Source organism: Methylobacterium sp. 1A, assembly GCF_058072805.1.
This window is the reverse complement of the sequence record NZ_JBYQVE010000002.1, coordinates 945,159-961,103: the sequence shown is the minus strand read 5'-3', so window position 1 is coordinate 961,103 and position 15,945 is coordinate 945,159. Positions and strand designations below refer to the sequence as shown.

Annotated in this window: 22 protein-coding genes and 1 other RNA gene; 9 read left to right on the top strand and 14 right to left on the bottom strand. The window is 72.5% G+C overall.

The window, feature by feature from the left end; genetic code table 11:
• The first annotated feature begins 98 nt into the window (after window positions 1-98).
• Both ACX9MN_RS24805 and ACX9MN_RS24800 read left to right on the top strand, forming a co-directional pair.
• The gene (locus ACX9MN_RS24805; RefSeq protein ID WP_020091312.1) at window positions 99-380 is read left to right on the top strand and encodes a hypothetical protein; all 282 of its coding nucleotides are present in this window, start codon (window positions 99-101) and stop codon (window positions 378-380) included.
• A 108-nt stretch (window positions 381-488) separates the two neighbouring features.
• The gene (locus ACX9MN_RS24800; protein ID WP_056524404.1) at window positions 489-1,217 is read left to right on the top strand and encodes a hypothetical protein; all 729 of its coding nucleotides are present in this window, start codon (window positions 489-491) and stop codon (window positions 1,215-1,217) included.
• An 8-nt stretch (window positions 1,218-1,225) separates the two neighbouring features.
• On the opposite strand, the gene ACX9MN_RS24795 is transcribed toward ACX9MN_RS24800, so the two are convergent.
• The gene (locus ACX9MN_RS24795; RefSeq protein ID WP_042673333.1) at window positions 1,226-1,507 is read right to left on the bottom strand and encodes a hypothetical protein; all 282 of its coding nucleotides are present in this window, start codon (window positions 1,505-1,507) and stop codon (window positions 1,226-1,228) included.
• A gap of 407 nt (window positions 1,508-1,914) precedes the next feature.
• Window positions 1,915-2,592, bottom strand: coding sequence for an HAD family hydrolase (locus ACX9MN_RS24790; protein ID WP_042673332.1), 678 nt, complete (start codon window positions 2,590-2,592; stop codon window positions 1,915-1,917).
• A gap of 187 nt (window positions 2,593-2,779) precedes the next feature.
• Here ACX9MN_RS24790 and ACX9MN_RS24785 point away from each other — a divergent pair, with 187 nt between their 5' ends.
• Window positions 2,780-3,100: a hypothetical protein gene (locus tag ACX9MN_RS24785; RefSeq protein WP_020091308.1), complete on the top strand. Its 321-nt coding sequence runs from the start codon at window positions 2,780-2,782 to the stop codon at window positions 3,098-3,100.
• Between the two features lie 29 nt (window positions 3,101-3,129).
• Here the strand turns inward: ACX9MN_RS24785 and ACX9MN_RS24780 are convergent, their stop codons facing one another.
• From ACX9MN_RS24780 to ACX9MN_RS24770, 3 genes are all read right to left on the bottom strand, one after another.
• On the bottom strand, window positions 3,130-3,624 hold the full coding sequence (locus ACX9MN_RS24780) for a PAS domain-containing protein (protein WP_020091307.1): 495 nt from the start codon (window positions 3,622-3,624) through the stop codon (window positions 3,130-3,132).
• Window positions 3,625-3,944: 320 nt separating this feature from the next.
• Window positions 3,945-4,112: a hypothetical protein gene (locus tag ACX9MN_RS24775; protein WP_165923204.1), complete on the bottom strand. Its 168-nt coding sequence runs from the start codon at window positions 4,110-4,112 to the stop codon at window positions 3,945-3,947.
• Window positions 4,113-4,121: 9 nt separating this feature from the next.
• Window positions 4,122-5,648, bottom strand: coding sequence for an FAD-dependent monooxygenase (locus tag ACX9MN_RS24770; RefSeq protein ID WP_489725715.1), 1,527 nt, complete (start codon window positions 5,646-5,648; stop codon window positions 4,122-4,124).
• A 55-nt stretch (window positions 5,649-5,703) separates the two neighbouring features.
• On the opposite strand from ACX9MN_RS24770, the gene ACX9MN_RS24765 reads away from it, so the two are divergent.
• A complete protein-coding gene (locus tag ACX9MN_RS24765) occupies window positions 5,704-6,357 on the top strand; it encodes a TetR/AcrR family transcriptional regulator (protein WP_042672642.1) in 654 nt (217 codons plus the stop codon).
• A 26-nt stretch (window positions 6,358-6,383) separates the two neighbouring features.
• On the opposite strand, the gene mepA is transcribed toward ACX9MN_RS24765, so the two are convergent.
• Window positions 6,384-7,304, bottom strand: a complete 921-nt coding sequence (gene mepA, locus ACX9MN_RS24760; protein ID WP_489725714.1) for a penicillin-insensitive murein endopeptidase — start codon at window positions 7,302-7,304, stop codon at window positions 6,384-6,386.
• A gap of 120 nt (window positions 7,305-7,424) precedes the next feature.
• Between mepA and ACX9MN_RS24755 the strand changes: the two genes are divergently transcribed.
• Window positions 7,425-7,835 (top strand): PRC-barrel domain-containing protein, encoded by a 411-nt coding sequence (locus ACX9MN_RS24755; RefSeq protein ID WP_489725713.1) that lies wholly within the window; start codon window positions 7,425-7,427, stop codon window positions 7,833-7,835.
• A gap of 25 nt (window positions 7,836-7,860) precedes the next feature.
• On the opposite strand, the gene ACX9MN_RS24750 is transcribed toward ACX9MN_RS24755, so the two are convergent.
• From ACX9MN_RS24750 to fumC, 4 genes are all read right to left on the bottom strand, one after another.
• Window positions 7,861-8,487: a ParB-like protein gene (locus ACX9MN_RS24750; RefSeq protein ID WP_020091301.1), complete on the bottom strand. Its 627-nt coding sequence runs from the start codon at window positions 8,485-8,487 to the stop codon at window positions 7,861-7,863.
• Between the two features lie 82 nt (window positions 8,488-8,569).
• Window positions 8,570-8,794 (bottom strand): ribbon-helix-helix domain-containing protein, encoded by a 225-nt coding sequence (locus tag ACX9MN_RS24745; protein WP_482958959.1) that lies wholly within the window; start codon window positions 8,792-8,794, stop codon window positions 8,570-8,572.
• A 137-nt stretch (window positions 8,795-8,931) separates the two neighbouring features.
• The gene (locus ACX9MN_RS24740) at window positions 8,932-9,129 is read right to left on the bottom strand and encodes a DUF4169 family protein (protein ID WP_020091299.1); all 198 of its coding nucleotides are present in this window, start codon (window positions 9,127-9,129) and stop codon (window positions 8,932-8,934) included.
• A 62-nt stretch (window positions 9,130-9,191) separates the two neighbouring features.
• A complete protein-coding gene (gene fumC, locus ACX9MN_RS24735; protein ID WP_020091298.1) occupies window positions 9,192-10,601 on the bottom strand; it encodes a class II fumarate hydratase in 1,410 nt (469 codons plus the stop codon).
• A gap of 122 nt (window positions 10,602-10,723) precedes the next feature.
• Between fumC and ACX9MN_RS24730 the strand changes: the two genes are divergently transcribed.
• Window positions 10,724-12,118, top strand: a complete 1,395-nt coding sequence (locus ACX9MN_RS24730; RefSeq protein ID WP_489725712.1) for a cytochrome P450 — start codon at window positions 10,724-10,726, stop codon at window positions 12,116-12,118.
• Here ACX9MN_RS24730 and ACX9MN_RS24725 read toward each other — a convergent pair.
• The 4 genes from ACX9MN_RS24725 to ssrA form a co-directional block, all read right to left on the bottom strand.
• Window positions 12,115-12,249, bottom strand: a complete 135-nt coding sequence (locus ACX9MN_RS24725; protein WP_280142566.1) for a hypothetical protein — start codon at window positions 12,247-12,249, stop codon at window positions 12,115-12,117. The two genes, ACX9MN_RS24730 and ACX9MN_RS24725, sit on opposite strands and share 4 nt — an antisense overlap.
• 4 nt (window positions 12,250-12,253) lie before the next feature.
• Window positions 12,254-12,514, bottom strand: coding sequence for a hypothetical protein (locus ACX9MN_RS24720; protein WP_020091295.1), 261 nt, complete (start codon window positions 12,512-12,514; stop codon window positions 12,254-12,256).
• A gap of 40 nt (window positions 12,515-12,554) precedes the next feature.
• Window positions 12,555-13,181: an SspB family protein gene (locus ACX9MN_RS24715; protein ID WP_020091294.1), complete on the bottom strand. Its 627-nt coding sequence runs from the start codon at window positions 13,179-13,181 to the stop codon at window positions 12,555-12,557.
• Between the two features lie 64 nt (window positions 13,182-13,245).
• Window positions 13,246-13,627: a transfer-messenger RNA gene (gene ssrA / locus ACX9MN_RS24710) on the bottom strand.
• Here ssrA and ACX9MN_RS24705 point away from each other — a divergent pair.
• The 3 genes from ACX9MN_RS24705 to ACX9MN_RS24695 all read left to right on the top strand — a co-directional run bounded on the left by ACX9MN_RS24705 (window position 13,619) and on the right by ACX9MN_RS24695 (window position 15,913).
• On the top strand, window positions 13,619-14,476 hold the full coding sequence (locus tag ACX9MN_RS24705) for a CPBP family intramembrane glutamic endopeptidase (protein ID WP_170855058.1): 858 nt from the start codon (window positions 13,619-13,621) through the stop codon (window positions 14,474-14,476). The two genes, ssrA and ACX9MN_RS24705, sit on opposite strands and share 9 nt — an antisense overlap.
• Before the next feature lie 157 nt (window positions 14,477-14,633).
• A complete protein-coding gene (locus ACX9MN_RS24700) occupies window positions 14,634-15,428 on the top strand; it encodes a thymidylate synthase (RefSeq protein WP_489725711.1) in 795 nt (264 codons plus the stop codon).
• A complete protein-coding gene (locus ACX9MN_RS24695; RefSeq protein ID WP_489725710.1) occupies window positions 15,425-15,913 on the top strand; it encodes a dihydrofolate reductase in 489 nt (162 codons plus the stop codon). Before ACX9MN_RS24700 ends, ACX9MN_RS24695 begins: the two co-directional genes overlap by 4 nt.
• The last annotated feature ends 32 nt before the right edge of the window (window positions 15,914-15,945 follow it).

Here is a 15,945-nt window from a genome sequence, read left to right as displayed (position 1 = left end):
CAAAATTGTGCATTGCAACCCTCGGCCCACCCGCGCGTTCACCGTCTGGCTAAGTCCGCTCAGCTACAAGCTTCGCCGTCTGGATCGGAGTTCGCAGGATGCCTGTCGAGAGTTGGCTGAACACGGAGGAGGTGCCGGATTTCGCGGCGCACGCCACGGCGATGATCGACGCCGCCCTGACCGGTTCGGGCCTGACGCGCGAGTCCTACTGGGCCGCCGTGCGCAAGGGCTACAACACCCCCTACAACGATCCGCCCCGCCAGCGCGCCGCGCCGGCCCGGCCGAACGCCATCGCGGTGCCCGCCGGCCCGGCGGTCGAGCCGCTGCCGGTCCCGGCCGGCGTCATCGCGGCCCGGGCGACGGAAGCCCGCGCCGTCTGATTGTCGACGGATCCCGCCCCGCCATCTTGCCGACGTTTTACGCAAGCTTCACTAATCCCGAACCCCGGTCCGGCTCCTGACGGAGCCGCCCGTCGTCAGGAAGTGAAGATGGTCCGCGTCCCCCGCTCGCTCCCGGTCGGAGCTCTCGCCCTGCTCGCCTCCGGGCTGGTTACCGGCCTCGTCGGAGGTGTTCTCGGCGGGACCTGCCTGGTCGCGACGGCGGCCCACGCCCAGGACGCGGCGGCGGCCCCGGACGCCGGCGGTGGCGACGCGGCCCCGTCGCGGCGCGGGCGGCGGCACGGCCGCGAGCGGAGCAAGCGCGCCGAGAAGAAGACCGCGACCCCGCCGGGGATGCAGCAGGCCACCCCGGTGGCGATCTTCGGCGACTGGAACGTGTTCGTGAACGGCGACGGCCGCAACAAGCTCTGCTACGCGATCGCGCAGCCGCAGACGCGCTCGCCCAAGACCCTGAAGCGCGACACCGCCTACCTGTTCGTGAGCGTGCGCAAGGGCGAGAACATCCAGAACGAGGTGGCGGTGATGCTGGGCTTCCCGTCGAAGCCCGCGGCCTCCCAGGTCAAGCCCGGCTCCGCGGCCGCGCCGACCGACCCGAGCCTCAACCTCGGCGCCAGCCGCTACGGCCTCGTGGTCAAGGACGGCAATGCCTGGCTGCAGAACCCCGCCGAGGAGGCGCGGGTCGTCTCCGAGATGAGCGCCCGCAACCCGAAGATCATCATCAAGGCCACGTCGATGCGCGGGAACCCGACGAGCGACGAGTACGCGCTCGGCGGATTCGCGGAGGCCATGAAGCGCACCCGGGACGAGTGCAGCAAGTAGCGGGCGGGTCAGGCCCGCCGCAGCGCGGGCCGGTGCGACCGGTCGGGGGACCGGGCGCTCATGCGCGCGCGGGCCGCGCGGGCGGCCTGCTCGGCCGTGCGGAACACGGCGCCGTCGAGCCCGTCGAAATCGCGCGCGGACGAGAAGAACCGGACGCCGCGCCCCTCGGGGACGGCGATCCCGGCGGTGACCTCACCGATCTCGATCACCCGGGCGGGTTCGCTGGGGCCGAGGGCCGGGTCCGCGAGGTCGGGGCGGTCTTCGGGTTTGTACTCTGCGAGGCTGTGCATCGGATCGGGAACTCCCTGGGCCGGCCGGTCGCCGTGCCGGATCGCGTTGGATGCTGCGGAGGATCGACGGGGCTCAGCGTCGACAGCGCTGGCGGGCGGCGGGGCAGCAGGGGGCGATCGGGAGCGGGTATCGAAGGGACGATGTGCGAGTGACCATCGGACGTCCTCCAGACTGAAGGACCGCGCGGCACGGGGCCGGCGCAGTGCTTTAGCGTTTGATCACGCGGCGCAAGCTACGCTTCTCAAAGGACCGCGGCCTGTCCTGTCGCGCACCCGAGGTGCGCGGCCGGGCCGGCACCCCTGAAGATGGGCGCGGCACGGCGCACCGTCAACGGAACGGACTTCCGATTTCGAGGGCCGGCCTGGCAGGAAGCCGGTCCCGGGCACGCGTCCGGGAGGCGGATCGTTCAGGCCGCGGCGATCACCGCGGCGAGGTCGGAGAAGTCCGAGAAGATCCGGGCCGCGCCGGCCTCCGCGAGCCCGGCGCCCGCCGGGTCGTGACCCCAGTGGCCGCCGCCGGTGAAGCCCGCGACCCGCATGCCGGCGCTCCGGGCCGCCGTGACCCCGGGAACGCTGTCCTCGATCACGAGGCAGGCCGCCGGAGCGACGCCCATCCGCTCGGCGGCGAACAGGAACAGGTCGGGGAAGGGCTTGCCCCGCGCCACCTGCGCCGAGGAGAAGACGCGGTCGCCGAACAGGGGGAGCAGCCCGGTCAGCGTCAGGGAGTGGCGCAGCCGCACCGGGTCGCTGCTCGACGCGACGCAGACCGGCAGGCCCACGGCGGCGACCGCCTCGGCGACGCCGCGCATCGCCCGCAGCTCCGCGTCGAACAGCGCCAGGGTCTCGGCCTTCACCGCCTCGACGAAGCCGGCCGGGGCGGTGACGCCGTAGTCGCTCGCGATATGTGCCATGATCGAGGGCATCGCGGTGCCGGTGAAGCGCGCCCGCACGGTGGCGAAGTCGATGTCCACGCCGATCCGGTTGAGCCCGGCCGTCAGGCAGGCGAGGCTCAGGGGCTCGCTGTCTACGAGGACGCCGTCGCAATCGAAGATCACGAGGCCGAGATTCGTCGCGCGCGCGTCCAAGGTCGACCGTTCCCGCACGGCCCGCCGCCGCCGGGCGACCCTGTGGCACGGGCCCGAGGGCCCCGCAACCGCGCGGATCGACGCTCGCCCCGGGCGCTTGCACCTTGCGGCGCGGCCCCATACTCCCGGGGCGGGCGCGCCGATCCGGCACCCACGGCCCGTAAGGCAAGGCTCAGAAGGCCCCGCGATGTTCCGCTTCCTGGCCCGCGTCCTGGGCTTCCTGCTGATGGCCGGCGGCTTCGTCGCGCTGGTCTACGACGGCGCCCGCTCCATCGCCAACAACGGGCTGCGGGTGACGCCGCTCTCCGACGTGATCGCCACCCTGTTCAAGGACAAGGCCAGCGCCCTGCAGGGCAGCGTGGAGGGGGCGGCGCCCTGGCTCTGGCACATCCTGGGCCTGCCGCTCACCCTGGCGCCGGCCTCCCTGATCGGCCTCGGCCTCGGCGCGGTCCTGCTCTGGCTCGGCCAGCCGGGCCGCGAGCCGATCGGGTTCCTGACGAAGCCCTGATCCGACGAAGCCCTGATCCTCCGGGCGGCCTAGCGGGCCGCGAGCTTGGCCTCGGCCTCGGCGAGGGCGGCCTTCAGACGCTCGATCTCGGCGGTCAGCGCGTAGTGCTCGCTGACGTCGAGCTGCGAGGCGAAGAAGTAGACCACCCGTCCCGCCTCGTCCCGCACAGGGCCGACGTAGAGGGCGTTCTGGAAGGTCGAGCCGTCCCTGCGGTAGTTGAGGAGGTCGACCCGGATGTCCTCCTCCCGCCGGACGGCCGCGCGGAGGCGGTCGACGGCCGCCGCCTCGGTGTCGGGCCCCTGCAGGAAGCGGCAATTGCGGCCGACCACCTCCATCCGGGTGTAGCCGGTCAGCTTCAGGAAGGCGTCGTTCACGAAGACGATCGGGTTATCGTGCTGGGCCGGATCGGTGATGATCATCGGCATCCGGGTCGCCCGCACGGCGGCCGCGAAGGGATCGCCCCGGTGCGCCTCCGCCTTGAGGTCGTCCGGCACGTGGCTCGTGGCGGTCCCGCCCGTCTCCATCCGGATCAGCCCCTCACAGCGTCGCGCAGGGCAGCCGTCCGACCCGCGTCGTTGGGGCACCAAGCCGGAATTTGCCCGCGCGGTCCAGTCTCTCGCGGCGCGGTTCGCGGAGGGCGGGCGCCGAACGTCGTCCGGCGGTCCCCGCCTTCCCGTATCGGGCGGCGCCCGAGACCGGGAGGCGGCCGCTGGCGCACCGCTTCGCGGGGGCCTGCCACCAGCAGGCCCCGGCCAAGAAGCTGGCCAAGAACCGGGCCGAGAACCCGGTCGAGAACCCGGCCGGCTGTTGCGGCCCGGCGGGAACCGGCGGCGGCACCCGAGCCTCACGGGCTCCGGCTGTCGGGCCGCGTCTGCGGGCCCGGCGCCGGGGCGCCGGCGGCGCCGCCCCGCAGGGGCGGCGTGCTGTTCGGGCTGCGCAGCACGATCAGGACGCTGCCGAGGACCGAGAGGGCGAGGGCGGTCGCGAGGAGGATGAAGAGCCAGCGGGGCATCCGGGGCGGTTAGCACATCGTAGCCGGCGCGCCGAGCGGCCCGGCTGGTGACGGGCCGAACCAGCGGCCCACCGCCTCCCGCAGGCCGTCGAGGGCGGTTGCCGCGCCCGTCCAGGCGACGCAGCCGTCGGGGCGGACCAGCGTCGAGGGCCCGTCCGGGACCGCCACGCAGGTCACCCGGCCCGTCGCCGCGGCGACCATCCGGGAGGCCGCGCCGTCGGCGCTGCCGTCGACGAGGAGGCCCCGGCCGTCCTGCATCGCGCCGTAGAGCGTCGCGCCGCCGGCGCCGAGCGGCCCGTCGCCGGCCATCCGGCCGACCGCGTCCTCGGGCGAGCCGAGATCGTACCGGGCGCTCAGGCCGCGCATCAGGCCGCCGAGGATCCGGCTGACCTCGTCGCTCTCCAGGAGCCGCGCTATCAGGTCGCGCAGCGCGCCCGATTGCGGATCGGGCCGCAGGATCGCCGCCTGGGCGCGGGTGTTGGCCGTGACGGCCTCGGCCACCGGGCGCCGCTCGGCCGTGTAGGTATCGAGCAGGGTCTCGGGCATCTCCCCGCGCAGCACGGCGGCGAGCTTCCAGCCGAGATTGGCGGCGTCGCCCAGGCCGAGGCTCAGGCCCTGGCCGCCGAAGGGCGCGTGGACATGCGCCGCGTCGCCGGCGAGCAGCACGCGGCCCCGGCGGTAGGTGTCGACGAGGCGCGTGTTGTCGCCCCACCGGTTCGCGACCGCGATCCGGGCGACGCGGACATCCGTGCCGCTGACCCGGCGCAGCGCGGTCTCGATCTCGTCGCGCGTGACGGGCGCCTGCCGGTCGGCCGGCGGGCCGCTGAAATCCAGCATGAACAGGCGGCGCGGGAACGGCCCGTAGCCGTAGACGCCCCCCGGCCCGCGGTGCCAGCCGACCGGCAGCGTTCCGGCGGGATCGTCGAGATCGGCGATCGCCTGGTACATGGTGAGCGTCGGCGGCGTGCCGGGGAAGGCGAAGCCGGCCATCTTGCGAACCGCGCTGCGGCCGCCGTCGCAGCCGACGAGATAGGCGCAGCGGACGCGCGCGTCGCCCGTCGGCGCGGTCCAGGCCACCTCGACCCCGTCGGCCGACTCCGTGAAGCCCGTGAGCGTGCAGCCGCGGCGCAGGTCGATCCCGAGCGCCGCGGCGCGGTCGAGCAGCATGGCTTCGAGGCTCTGCTGATCGACCGCGCGCATGCGCCGGTCCGGCTCCGCCTGCGGGCCGCGGCGGATGAACAGGAAGCCGAAATGGCCGCTGAACTGCGCCCCGCGCGGGCCGCCGCCGACCTGACCCGGCAGGCGGTCCATCGCCGCGAGGCTCCGCGCCTCGGCGGCCTCGATCGCCGCGCCCATCCCCCGCCGCTGCAGCGCCTCGACGCCCAGGGGGCCGAGCCCCAGCGCCTTGATGGTGGTGCTCGGCTCGGTGAGGCGCTCCAGCACCCGGACGCGCGCGCCCCCGAGGGTCAGCTCGATGGCGGTGAGGAGCCCGACCGGACCGGCTCCAACCACGACGACGTCGACAGGCTCATCCATGGACTTAATCCATTTCTATACTCAGTCCATGTATGGATGTGGTATGGAGCGGCGCATGTCAACGCCTCCCGACCGCCGGTCCCGCAAGCGCCTCGCCACCCGGCAGGCCATCTCCGACGCCGCCACGCGGCTGTTCCTGGAGCGCGGCTTCGACGCCGTGACGGTGGATGAGATCGCGGCGGCGGCGGATGTCGGCCGGATGACCGTGTTCAACCATTTCCCCCGCAAGGAGGACATGTTCTACGACCGCGACGAGGAGGGGCGCGCACTCCTGCGCGAGACCCTGCGGCAGCGCGATCCCCGGGTCGCGCCGGTCGAGACGCTCCGCCAGCTGGCGCACCGGCTGGTGACGGGCCGGAACCCGGTCGTGGAATTCTCGGCGCGCAGCGGCGCCTTCGTCGCGACGGCGGCCGGGAGCGAGACGCTCAAGGCCCGGGCCCGGGCGATCCGGGACGAACTCGCGGGCGTGGTGCGGGTCGCGCTCGCCGAATCCGTCGGGCGCGGGCCTGAGGATCCCGACGCCGACCTGGCGGCCGGCCTGCTGCTGGCGACCTGGAGCGTGGCCTTCCTCCGGGCGCACCGGACCTTCCGGGCGACGCGGCGGACGGAGGCGGCGAATGCCGCCTTCCTGGCGGTCATCGACCGGGGGACGGCCGGCCTCGCGGCGGCGCTGGCCGGCACGCCCTACGCGGAGGCGGCCGCGCCCTGAGCGGCGACCATCCCCGGGGGCCCGGCCTACGGCGCCTTCAGCACCGCCCGGCAGGCGGCGGGCAGCGCCGCCATAGTCATGGCGGGCTTGGCCTTCGGCGGCGTCTTCGGGGGCTTCGGGTGGAGCACCGCGTCCGAGAACCAGTAGCTGAGGTCGTCGCAGCCGTCGCCCGGCGGCGGCGCGCCCTGGGGCTGGCAATCCTCCTGGCCGGCCGGGCAGGAAAGCCGGATATGGTAGTGGTAATTGTGCCCGTACATCGGGCGGACCTTGGACATCCAGCGGCTGCCCGCGGCGTCGCGGCAGAGGGCCTTCTTGATCGCCGCGTTGACGAAGATGCGCTCCACCTCCGGCTGCTCGGCGGTGATCTTGATCAGCTGCAGGTGCGTGGGCGTCCAGACCTGGGGATCGATGTCGAGGCGGTCGCGGCGGACCATGTCGGTGGCCGAGGTCTCCTCGCGCTCCGCCCGGCTCATGCGGTGGTCGGGCATCGGCGTCAGCCAGACGTCGGCGTCGATGCCGATCTGGTGCGAGGCGTGGCCGGTGATCATCGGGCCGCCGCGGGGCTGGGCCATGTCGCCCACGAGGAGGCCGGGCCAGCCGACCCGGGCGGCCTTCTGCGACAGCCGCTCGATGAAGTCGACGAGGTAGGGCGTGCCCCACATCCGGTTGCGGGACGGGCGCATGACCTGCCAGTTCGGCCCGTCGAGCGGCAGCGCCTCGCCGCCGGCGAAGCAGCCCTTGGCGTAGAAGCCGTAGATGTGGGCCGGACCGGAGGACGCCTTGGTGACCCGCCCGAACAGCGCCTTGGCGGGCGTCGAGGGCGCGTCCGGATGCTCCAGGGGCGGCAGCGGCTTCGGATTGACGCTGCCGCGATCCTGGCCCTGCGCGGCGGCGGGCAGGAGCAGGGCGGCGAGCGCGAGGCTCTGGGCGAAACGCGGCATCGGCATGCGGGGGCTGTTCGTCCGGCTGGAGAGGGCGGGCGCGGGCGCCCGCCGGAACGTGGCCCAGGGGCGGGGCGTTTTTCGGGCAGACGGCGCGCGTCGCGCGGAAACGGTCGGGAGGCGGCGATGACGGGAACGGGAACGGACACCGGTCAGCCCGGCACGGCGAACCCGGCCGGCCGGGAGCCCCGCCGCCTGATCGCCAGCGATCGGGTCATCGGGACGGATGTCCGCCGGCCCGACGGGACACGGGTCGGACGGATCGAGCGGCTGATGCTCGACAAGGTCTCGGGTCGGGTCGCCTACGCGGTGATGAGCTTCGGCGGGTTCCTGGGCCTCGGCGAGGACTTCTACACGCTGCCCTGGTCGGTGCTGCGGTTCGAGCCGCAGCAGGACGCCTACGTGGTCGACATCACCGAGGCGCAGCTGCGCGCCGCCCCGGCCCGCACCCCCGAGGGCACCGATCCGGCCGCGGACGGCGCCTGGGAGGAGCAGATCCACCGCTACTACGACGCGGCGCCCTACTGGGGCATCTAGGCGTCGCCGCGACCGTCTGCGGGTCTCAGCGGACGTGGCGCGTGACCGGCCCGCACCAGCCGGGCAGGTAGTCGGCGTCCTTGGACTTGGCCAGCGACATCGCCCGCTCCAGGGCCGAGGAGAAGTCGTTCTCGATCCGCTTCTCCTTGATGTTCCGCCGCAGGAAGTCGGCCCAGAGAAACTCGCTGAACGGCGTCGTGTCCTTCGCGAAGCCGCCGGCCCGGCGCAGCTCGCCGGCGAGGCTGCGATAGGGGTCGTCCACCAGGGCGTCGACGGATTTCGGGATGTCGTCGAAGTGCTGGCGCACGCCGTCGGCGTCGTAGGGATGGGTCCAGGATTTGTGGTCGCAGACCGTCCAGAACGCGTCCTTGTCGAGGTAGTGCAGGTCGGCCACCACGGTGACGAGCACGTTCTCGACGCCCTCCTCGTGCAGGGCGCGGGAGAGGTGGTGGTGATCGATGATGTAGTGGCGCTTCTTCGGCCCGAGCAGCGTCGGGATCATGTGGGCGCCGAGGAATTCCTTCTTCTTCTCGCCGTCGTACTCCCGCCAGCGCCGCCGCTTCTCCGCAACTTCCCGGTAGCCCACGGTCATCTGCGTCGGGCGCAGCTCCGCGATCGGGATGGTCTTGAGCAGCGGCTCTCTACTGGCCATGGGGTCTCCTTCGTGCGTGGATTTGTCACGCGATCGTCAGACACCTATTCAGGATCGGGTGAGCGGCCAGGGCGCGCGGCGCTCACGTTTCCGGGATCGCGCGGACGGCCTCCAGCACGAACACGCGGATCGCCGAGGACAGGTTCTGGCCGTCGCGGCCGGCGTCGATGTGCCCGATGAGGGCCTGGACCGACTGGCCCCGCGCCTCCGCGATCGCCCGCAGGGCCGCCCAAAACGGGTCCTCCAGGGACACGCTGGTCCGGTGGCCGGCGATCATCACGGAGCGCTTGGTGATGCCCGGGCTCATGGCGAGGCGGCTGCGCGTCCCGTCCTCGCGAGCGGAGCGAAGCGATCCAGGGCAGCGCGACCCTGGTCGGCGTGGCGCGACTGGATCGCTTCGCTCCGCTCACAAGGACGGTGGGGCTGCTGCATCCGGATTTGCTCTCAATCCGCCGGATCGGGCTCGCCCCGCTCCAGGCGGTGGCCCTCGTGCCGCTCGGTCTCCAGGGCCTTGCGGCGCTGCTGGAGGGTCCTGGCCTTCTTCGGCCGCCCGAAGGCGATCCGGTTGGCCTCGGCCTTCGTGTCGGCCTCGGCGCGGGCCTTCGCCTTGCGGACCTGACGCAGGTTGATGATCTCGGCCATGGATCGCCTCCCGGCAATGGCGGCCGGCGCAGGACACCCGCGCCGGCCAAATACCCAAGAAACTAATCGGCGCTGGGGGCCAGCATGGTCTCCGGCCGGACCACGCGCTCGAACTCCGCCTCGGTCACGTAGCCGAGGCGCAGGGCCTCCTCCTTGAGGGTCGTGCCGTTCTTGTGCGCGGTCTTGGCGATCTCGGCGGCCTTGTCGTAGCCGATCGAGGGGGCGAGCGCGGTGACCAGCATGAGCGACCGGCTCATCAGGTCGGCGATCTTGTCCTCGTTGGCCTTGATGCCGACGACGCAATTGTCGGTGAAGCTCACCGCCGCGTCGGCGAGCAGGCGGATCGACTGCAGCACCGCGTTGGCGATCACCGGCTTGAACACGTTGAGCTCGAAATTGCCCTGGGAGCCAGCGAAGCTCACCGTGGTGCCGTTGCCGATCACCTGGGCGCAGACCATCGTCAGGGCCTCGCACTGGGTCGGGTTGACCTTGCCGGGCATGATCGACGAGCCGGGCTCGTTCTCGGGGAGCGACAGCTCGCCGAGGCCGGAGCGCGGGCCCGAGCCGAGGAAGCGGATGTCCTGGGCGATCTTGAACAGGCCGGCGGCGAGCGCCGAGAGGGCGCCCTGCGTGAACACCAGGGCGTCGTGGGTGGCGAGCGCCTCGAACTTGTTCTCGGCCGACGTGAAGGGCAGGCCGGTCAGCTCGGCGACCTTGGCGGCGAAGCGCTCGGCGAATTCCGGATGGGCGTTGAGGCCGGTGCCGACCGCCGTGCCGCCCTGGGCGAGCGCCAGCACCCCCGGCAGGGTCGCGGCGACCCGCGAGCCGCCGAGGGCGACCTGCGCGACGTAGCCGGAGAATTCCTGGCCGAGGGAGACCGGCGTCGCGTCCTGCAGGTGGGTGCGCCCGATCTTGACGATCGCGTCGAAGGCCTTGGCCTTGGCGTCGAGGGCGGCGTGGAGGTGGGAGAGCGCCGGCAGCAGGCGGCCCTGGATCTCGCGGGCCACCGCGATGTGCATGGCTGTGGGGAAGGTGTCGTTGGAGGACTGGCCGCGGTTGCAATGGTCGTTCGGGTGGACCGGCGACTTGCCGCCGCGCTGGCCGCCCAGGCGCTCGTTGGCGAGGCTAGCGATCACCTCGTTGGCGTTCATGTTCGACTGGGTGCCCGAGCCGGTCTGGTAGATGACGAGCGGGAACTCGTCGTCGTAGCGGCCCTCCACGACCTCGGCGGCCGAGGCCGCGATGGCGTCGGCGAGCTTCGGGTCGAGGGCGCCGAGATCCTTGTTCACCAGGGCGGCGGCCTGCTTCACCACCCCGAGGGCGTGGACGAGCGGCGCCGGCATCCGGTCGGTGCCGATCTTGAAGTTCTGGATCGAGCGCTGCGTCTGCGCGCCCCAGTAGCGATGCGCCGGGACCTCGATCGGACCGAAGGTGTCGGACTCGGTGCGGGTGGCGGTCTCGGTGGGCGACATCGTGGCCTCTACGTCTGGTGCAGTGCGGTGCCTACTTAAATGAGGCGCGGGTGAATCGCGATGCCGGTTTTCCCCGGCGCGCCGACAAGGGCGGGGCTCTGTTCCCGCCGGACAAGGAGCCGATGAGCGCCACGATCGATCTCTCCGAACCGATGGCCGGCACTCGGTTCCGCCCCGTCGTGCCGCCGCCGCTGAAGGAGCCGCTCGGCTTGTTCGAGTTCCTGCGGGCGGCGCGCAAGAACCCGATCACCACCTGGATGGACGCGCATTTCAAGCTGCCGGTCGTGGCGGCCGAGGGCGCGATGGGCCGGATCACCCTGGTGAGTGACCCGGCGCTGATCCGCTACCTGCTCATCGAGAACCCCGACGGCTACCGCAAGGACGACCTCCAGCGCCGCGTGCTGGCCCCGGGGCTCGGCAACGGCCTGCTCAGCGCCGAGGGCGACGAGTGGCGGCTCCAGCGCCGGACGCTGGCGCCGATCTTCAACGCCCGCACGGTCCAGGGCTTCTCCGACGCGATGAACGCCGCCGGGGCGCGGCTCGGCCGCCGCCTCGTCCGCCGCGACGGCAAGCGGGTCGACGTCGCCCTGGAGATGACCCGCGTCACCCTCGACGTGCTGGAGCGGACGATCTTCACGCAAGGGCTGCCGAGCGATCCCGACGCGCTGGGCCGCGCGATCACGCGCTTCCTCGAGGCCGTCGGGCCGATCGACCCCCTCGACGTGTTCGGCGTGCCCGATTTCGTGCCGCGGATCGGCCGGTTGCGGGCGCGCCCGGCGGGGCGCTTCTTCGCCGAGGTGGTCGACGAACTGATCGCCCGGCGCAAGGCGCTGATGGGGCGGGGCGAGGCGCCGCGGGACCTGCTGACGCTCCTGCTCGCCGCGCAGGATCCCGAGACCGGCAACGGGCTCTCGGACCTCGCCGTGAAGGCCAACATCGTCACCTTCATCGCCGCCGGCCACGAGACCACGGCCAATTCCCTGACCTGGGCGCTCTACTGCCTGTCGCAGGATCCCGCCGCGCAGGCGCGGGTCGAGGCCGAGGTCGACGCGGCCGGGCCGGGGGATTTCGCCGTCGAGCGCCTGCCCTTCACCCGGGCGGTGATCGAGGAGGCGATGCGGCTGTTCCCGCCGGTCCCGTTTCTCAGCCGGCAGGCGGTCCGCGACGACCGGCTCGGCCGGATCAAGGTGCCGCGGGGCTCGCTGGTGATGGTGGCGCCCTGGGTGCTCCACCGCCACCAACTGCTCTGGGACGACCCGGAGGCCTTCGTGCCGGAGCGGTTCCTGCCCGAGAACCGGGACGCGATCCCGCGCTTCGCCTACCTGCCGTTCGGGGCGGGGCCGCGGGTCTGCATCGGCCAGAGCTTCTCGATCCAGGAGGCGGTGATCGTGCTGGCCCACGTGGTCCGGGCGGTGCGCTTCCGGCTGCCGGCGGATCACCCGCCGGTCACGCCGCTCCACCGGGTGACGCTCCGGCCGGAGCACGGCTTGCGCATGGAGGCGGCGGCGCGGGACTAGTCGCCCCGCCGCGCCTCGAGCCTGCGCGTGTTGCGGTCGTAGATCCGGCTCGCGATCCAGACACCGACGAAGATCGTCGCCGACATGGCGAGGGCCAGCGCGAGGATCTGGTTGGCATAAGCTTGGGTCATGCGATCAATCCTCCGGACGCAGGAATCTGATCATGAGCTGACCCATGAGATGTAGGACGATCGCCGCGATCAGCAAAGTCCAGCCGCCATCGGCGACCAGATCGAGATGCCGCTGCGCGAGGGGATTGATGACCGCGATGCCGATCGTCGCGATGGCCGACGAGTTCAGCAGGGTCGCGGCTAGCTTGAGACCCTCGTTGAAGCGCTTGGCGCGATGCTTCCGCTCACTCGCCGACAGCATCGGCTGCGCGACCGTGTCGTCCACCGCTTGAACCCCCCGGCCGTCGAGTCGGCCAGAGGCGATCTCAGCTCTTCTTGCGGAAGGCGTCCAGGCTCACGACCTCGGCGCTGCCCTCCTCGCCCTCCTTCTTGGCGGCGGGGCGGGGGGCCTTGTCGTCGGTCTTGCCGGCGTCCTTCTCGCCCGGGGCGGCGGGCGCGGGCAGCCCCTTCGGCGCGCCCGCGCCGATCGTCGCGAGACCGGCGCTCTTGGGCCGCACCTCGCCGGGTTCCGATCCGGCGCCGCGGGGACCGGGCTTGGCCGGGGCGGCGTTGGCCTCCTCGGGGGTCTCTCCGGCCTCGCTGAGGTCGAACTTCAGGCCGAACTGCACGGAGGGGTCGAAGAAGCCCGACAGGGCGTCGAACGGCACCAGCAGGCGCTCCGGCACGCCCGAGAAGGACAGGCCGACCTCGAAGGCGTGCTCGGTGACGTTGAGGTCCCAGAACTGGTGCTGCAGGACGATCGTCATGTCCTGCGGATACTTCTCGCGCAGGGCCTGCGACATCCGCACGCCGGGGGCCTCCGTCCGGAACGAGACGTAGAAATGGTGCTCGCCCATCAGCCCCTCGCGGGCCGCGTCGGTCAGCACCTTGCGCACCACGCCGCGCAGGGCGTCCTGTACCAGGAGGTCGTAGCGGATCAGGTCGTCTGCCATCTGCGGTCGCGCTCTCGCCCGGTCTGCCCGGCGCCCCGCCGCGGATGGCCGGACCGAGGACTGAAGTGGAGGCTTCTGTTGCCAGGCGCCTCCGAACCCCGCCTATGCGGAGCTACCCGCTAGGACTTCAGGTCGATATTGGGGACCGCTTACGCGGCCACCGCCACCGGAGCAAAGTTGTCGTTGGCAACTATTGCAAAGGCCCGATAACGGCGGAACCATGCCGAGCGAAAGCTCAACCTTTACGCCCTCGTCGATCCTATTTCGCCCCCGCCGAAGCCCCGGTTCCGATCACGCCCCTTGCGGCAGCATGTCCTGGGCTCGGGTGGAGGCGCCGGGTACCGCCCCCGGGTCCGATAGGTTTATTGCGAAGAACGTTTATCGCCATAGCCGGCCTCGCGACCGGCTCCCGAGATATAGAGGGGATCGGTCCGGTTTTGAAGCCCGATCGTGTCGCGCCGCCGCCTCATTTGGAGCCTCCGGGGGAGGCTGTTGCCGGAAGTGCGCAGTCGCGCGCCGCCGTCCCCGACGCGCGGGGCCCGCTCGAGCGCGCCTGGGGCGCGACGTGGCGGCTCGGCGCCCTGGTCGCCCTCGTGGTCGTCTATCTCGGCGCGGCGAGCCTCCTGTCCCTCGCCACGGTGCGCGTCGGCTTCGACCTCTGGAGCGGGATCGACCCGTTCCTGCCCCCCGAGCGGCGCCCGTTCCTGGGCGCGGTGGAACTCGCCCACCGGGCCTTCGCGATCGACGCCCTGCGCCAGGTCTACCTCGCCGCCCTGGTGCTCGGCGGCGCGTGGTGGCACGACCGGGCCGGTTGGCGCCGCCGCCTCGCCCTCGACCGCGAGCGGCCGAACGGCATGCGGCCGGTCGCGCTGCTGGGCCTCCTGCTGGTCTGGCCGGTGCTGCACATCGCCTGGGTCACCGGCACGGCGGAGCTGTTCGGCGCGAGCTTCGGCCAGCACGTGCGGCTGTCGCCGTTCATGAGCCAGGCGGCGGTCGCGGCCTGGCTCGCCTATCTGGCGATCCTGGCGCCGGTGGCCGAGGAGCTGCTGCTGCGCGGCGAGGCCTTCGCCCGCGCCCGGGCGGCCGTCGGACCCGCGGGGGCGATCCTGGTCACCGCGCTCATCTTCGCCGCCGCTCACATCTCGTCCTGGGGGCTCGCCCGGCCGGTCTCGCTGCTGCCCCTCGCCCTGGCGCTGGGCTGGCTGCGCTGGCGCACTGGCCGGCTCTGGCCCGGCATCGCCCTGCACGGCTGGTCGAACCTCGCCCTGGTGACCTACCTGCTCTGGCCGGTCTGAGGGCCGGTCTGAGGGCCGGTCTGGGGCCTGTCCGAGGCCGGCTTGGCCGACAGGGCGCCGCGCGCAGGCCTGCGCCGGAGCGGCTCCCGCGCGACGGCGGTGGACATATGGCGGCGGCGCGCTTGCCGGCCGGCGCGCCGGCGCGCAGGAATGGGCGATGGACGCTTATCACGACCTGCTCCGGCGCATCCTCGACGCGGGCGTCGCCAAGGACGACCGCACCGGCACCGGCACGCTCTCGGTGTTCGGCCACCAGATGCGCTTCGACCTGTCGGCGGGCTTCCCGCTCGTCACCACGAAGCGGCTGCACCTGCGCTCGATCATCCACGAGCTGCTCTGGTTCCTGGCGGGCGACACCAACGTGGCGGCGCTGAAGGCGAACGGCGTGACGATCTGGGACGAGTGGGCGGACGAGCGCGGCGATCTCGGCCCGGTCTACGGCAAGCAGTGGCGCTCCTGGGAGAGGCCCGGCGGCGGCACGGTCGACCAGATCGCCTGGGTGCTCGACGAGATCCGGCGCAACCCCGATTCCCGCCGCCTGATCGTGTCGGCCTGGAACCCGGCCGACCTCGACCGGATGGCCCTCGCCCCCTGCCACTGCCTGTTCCAGTTCTACGTCAGCGAGGGGCGGCTCTCCTGCCAGCTCTACCAACGCTCGGCGGACGCCTTCCTGGGCGTGCCGTTCAACATCGCGAGCTACGCCCTCCTGACCCACATGATCGCCCAGGTGGCCGGCCTCGGGGTCGGCGACTTCGTCCACACCTTCGGCGACGCGCACCTCTACAGGAACCACCTGGAGCAGACCCGCACCCTCCTGGCCCGGGAGCCGCGCCCGCTGCCGCACCTGCGGCTCAACCCGGAGGTGCGCGACCTCTTCGCCTTCCGGTTCGAGGACATCGCCATCGAGAACTACGACCCGCATCCCGCCATCGCGGCCCCGGTGGCGGTATGAGCCCGATCGTTTCCCTGGTCGCCGCCGTCGCCCGCAACGGCGTGATCGGCCGCGACAACGGGCTCGCCTGGCATCTCTCCAGCGATCTCAAGCGCTTCAAGGCCCTGACCATGGGCAAGCCGATGCTGATGGGCCGGCGCACCTGGGATTCGATCGGCCGGCCCCTGCCGGGGCGCCGCACCCTGGTGCTGACCCGGGACACGGGCTTCCGCGCCGAGGGGGTCGAGACCGTCTACGACTGGGACTCCGCGCTGGCCGCCGCCGGGGCGGAGCTGATGGTGGTCGGCGGCGCCGAGATCTACGCGCTCGCGCTCCCGCACGCCGACCGGCTCCACCTCACCGAGGTCGAGGCCGAGCCCGCCGGCGACGTGCGATTCCCCGCCTTCAACCGCGCCCGCTTCCGGGAGACGTTCCGCGAGGCGCACCCGGCGGGCCCGCGGGACGAGCACGCCTTCGCCTTCGTCGACTGGGAGCGCGCACGCTGAGGCGCGCCGCCGCATTTGCGTTCCGCGCCGCG

Coding starts and splice junctions, on each gene's coding strand:
- ACX9MN_RS24800 (WP_056524404.1), top strand. CDS start 489: ATGGTCCGCGTCCCCCGCTCGCTCCCGGTCGGAGCTCTCGCCCTGCTC.
- ACX9MN_RS24755 (WP_489725713.1), top strand. CDS start 7,425: ATGACGGGAACGGGAACGGACACCGGTCAGCCCGGCACGGCGAACCCG.
- ACX9MN_RS24795 (WP_042673333.1), bottom strand. CDS start 1,507: ATGCACAGCCTCGCAGAGTACAAACCCGAAGACCGCCCCGACCTCGCG.
- ACX9MN_RS24780 (WP_020091307.1), bottom strand. CDS start 3,624: ATGGAGACGGGCGGGACCGCCACGAGCCACGTGCCGGACGACCTCAAG.
- ACX9MN_RS24770 (WP_489725715.1), bottom strand. CDS start 5,648: ATGGATGAGCCTGTCGACGTCGTCGTGGTTGGAGCCGGTCCGGTCGGG.
- ACX9MN_RS24740 (WP_020091299.1), bottom strand. CDS start 9,129: ATGGCCGAGATCATCAACCTGCGTCAGGTCCGCAAGGCGAAGGCCCGC.
- ACX9MN_RS24715 (WP_020091294.1), bottom strand. CDS start 13,181: ATGGCAGACGACCTGATCCGCTACGACCTCCTGGTACAGGACGCCCTG.
- ACX9MN_RS24745 (WP_482958959.1), bottom strand. CDS start 8,794: ATGAGCCCGGGCATCACCAAGCGCTCCGTGATGATCGCCGGCCACCGG.
- mepA (WP_489725714.1), bottom strand. CDS start 7,304: ATGCCGATGCCGCGTTTCGCCCAGAGCCTCGCGCTCGCCGCCCTGCTC.
- fumC (WP_020091298.1), bottom strand. CDS start 10,601: ATGTCGCCCACCGAGACCGCCACCCGCACCGAGTCCGACACCTTCGGT.
- ACX9MN_RS24725 (WP_280142566.1), bottom strand. CDS start 12,249: ATGACCCAAGCTTATGCCAACCAGATCCTCGCGCTGGCCCTCGCCATG.
- ACX9MN_RS24700 (WP_489725711.1), top strand. CDS start 14,634: ATGGACGCTTATCACGACCTGCTCCGGCGCATCCTCGACGCGGGCGTC.
- ACX9MN_RS24775 (WP_165923204.1), bottom strand. CDS start 4,112: ATGCCCCGCTGGCTCTTCATCCTCCTCGCGACCGCCCTCGCCCTCTCG.
- ACX9MN_RS24785 (WP_020091308.1), top strand. CDS start 2,780: ATGTTCCGCTTCCTGGCCCGCGTCCTGGGCTTCCTGCTGATGGCCGGC.
- ACX9MN_RS24730 (WP_489725712.1), top strand. CDS start 10,724: ATGAGCGCCACGATCGATCTCTCCGAACCGATGGCCGGCACTCGGTTC.
- ACX9MN_RS24805 (WP_020091312.1), top strand. CDS start 99: ATGCCTGTCGAGAGTTGGCTGAACACGGAGGAGGTGCCGGATTTCGCG.
- ACX9MN_RS24695 (WP_489725710.1), top strand. CDS start 15,425: ATGAGCCCGATCGTTTCCCTGGTCGCCGCCGTCGCCCGCAACGGCGTG.
- ACX9MN_RS24750 (WP_020091301.1), bottom strand. CDS start 8,487: ATGGCCAGTAGAGAGCCGCTGCTCAAGACCATCCCGATCGCGGAGCTG.
- ACX9MN_RS24765 (WP_042672642.1), top strand. CDS start 5,704: ATGTCAACGCCTCCCGACCGCCGGTCCCGCAAGCGCCTCGCCACCCGG.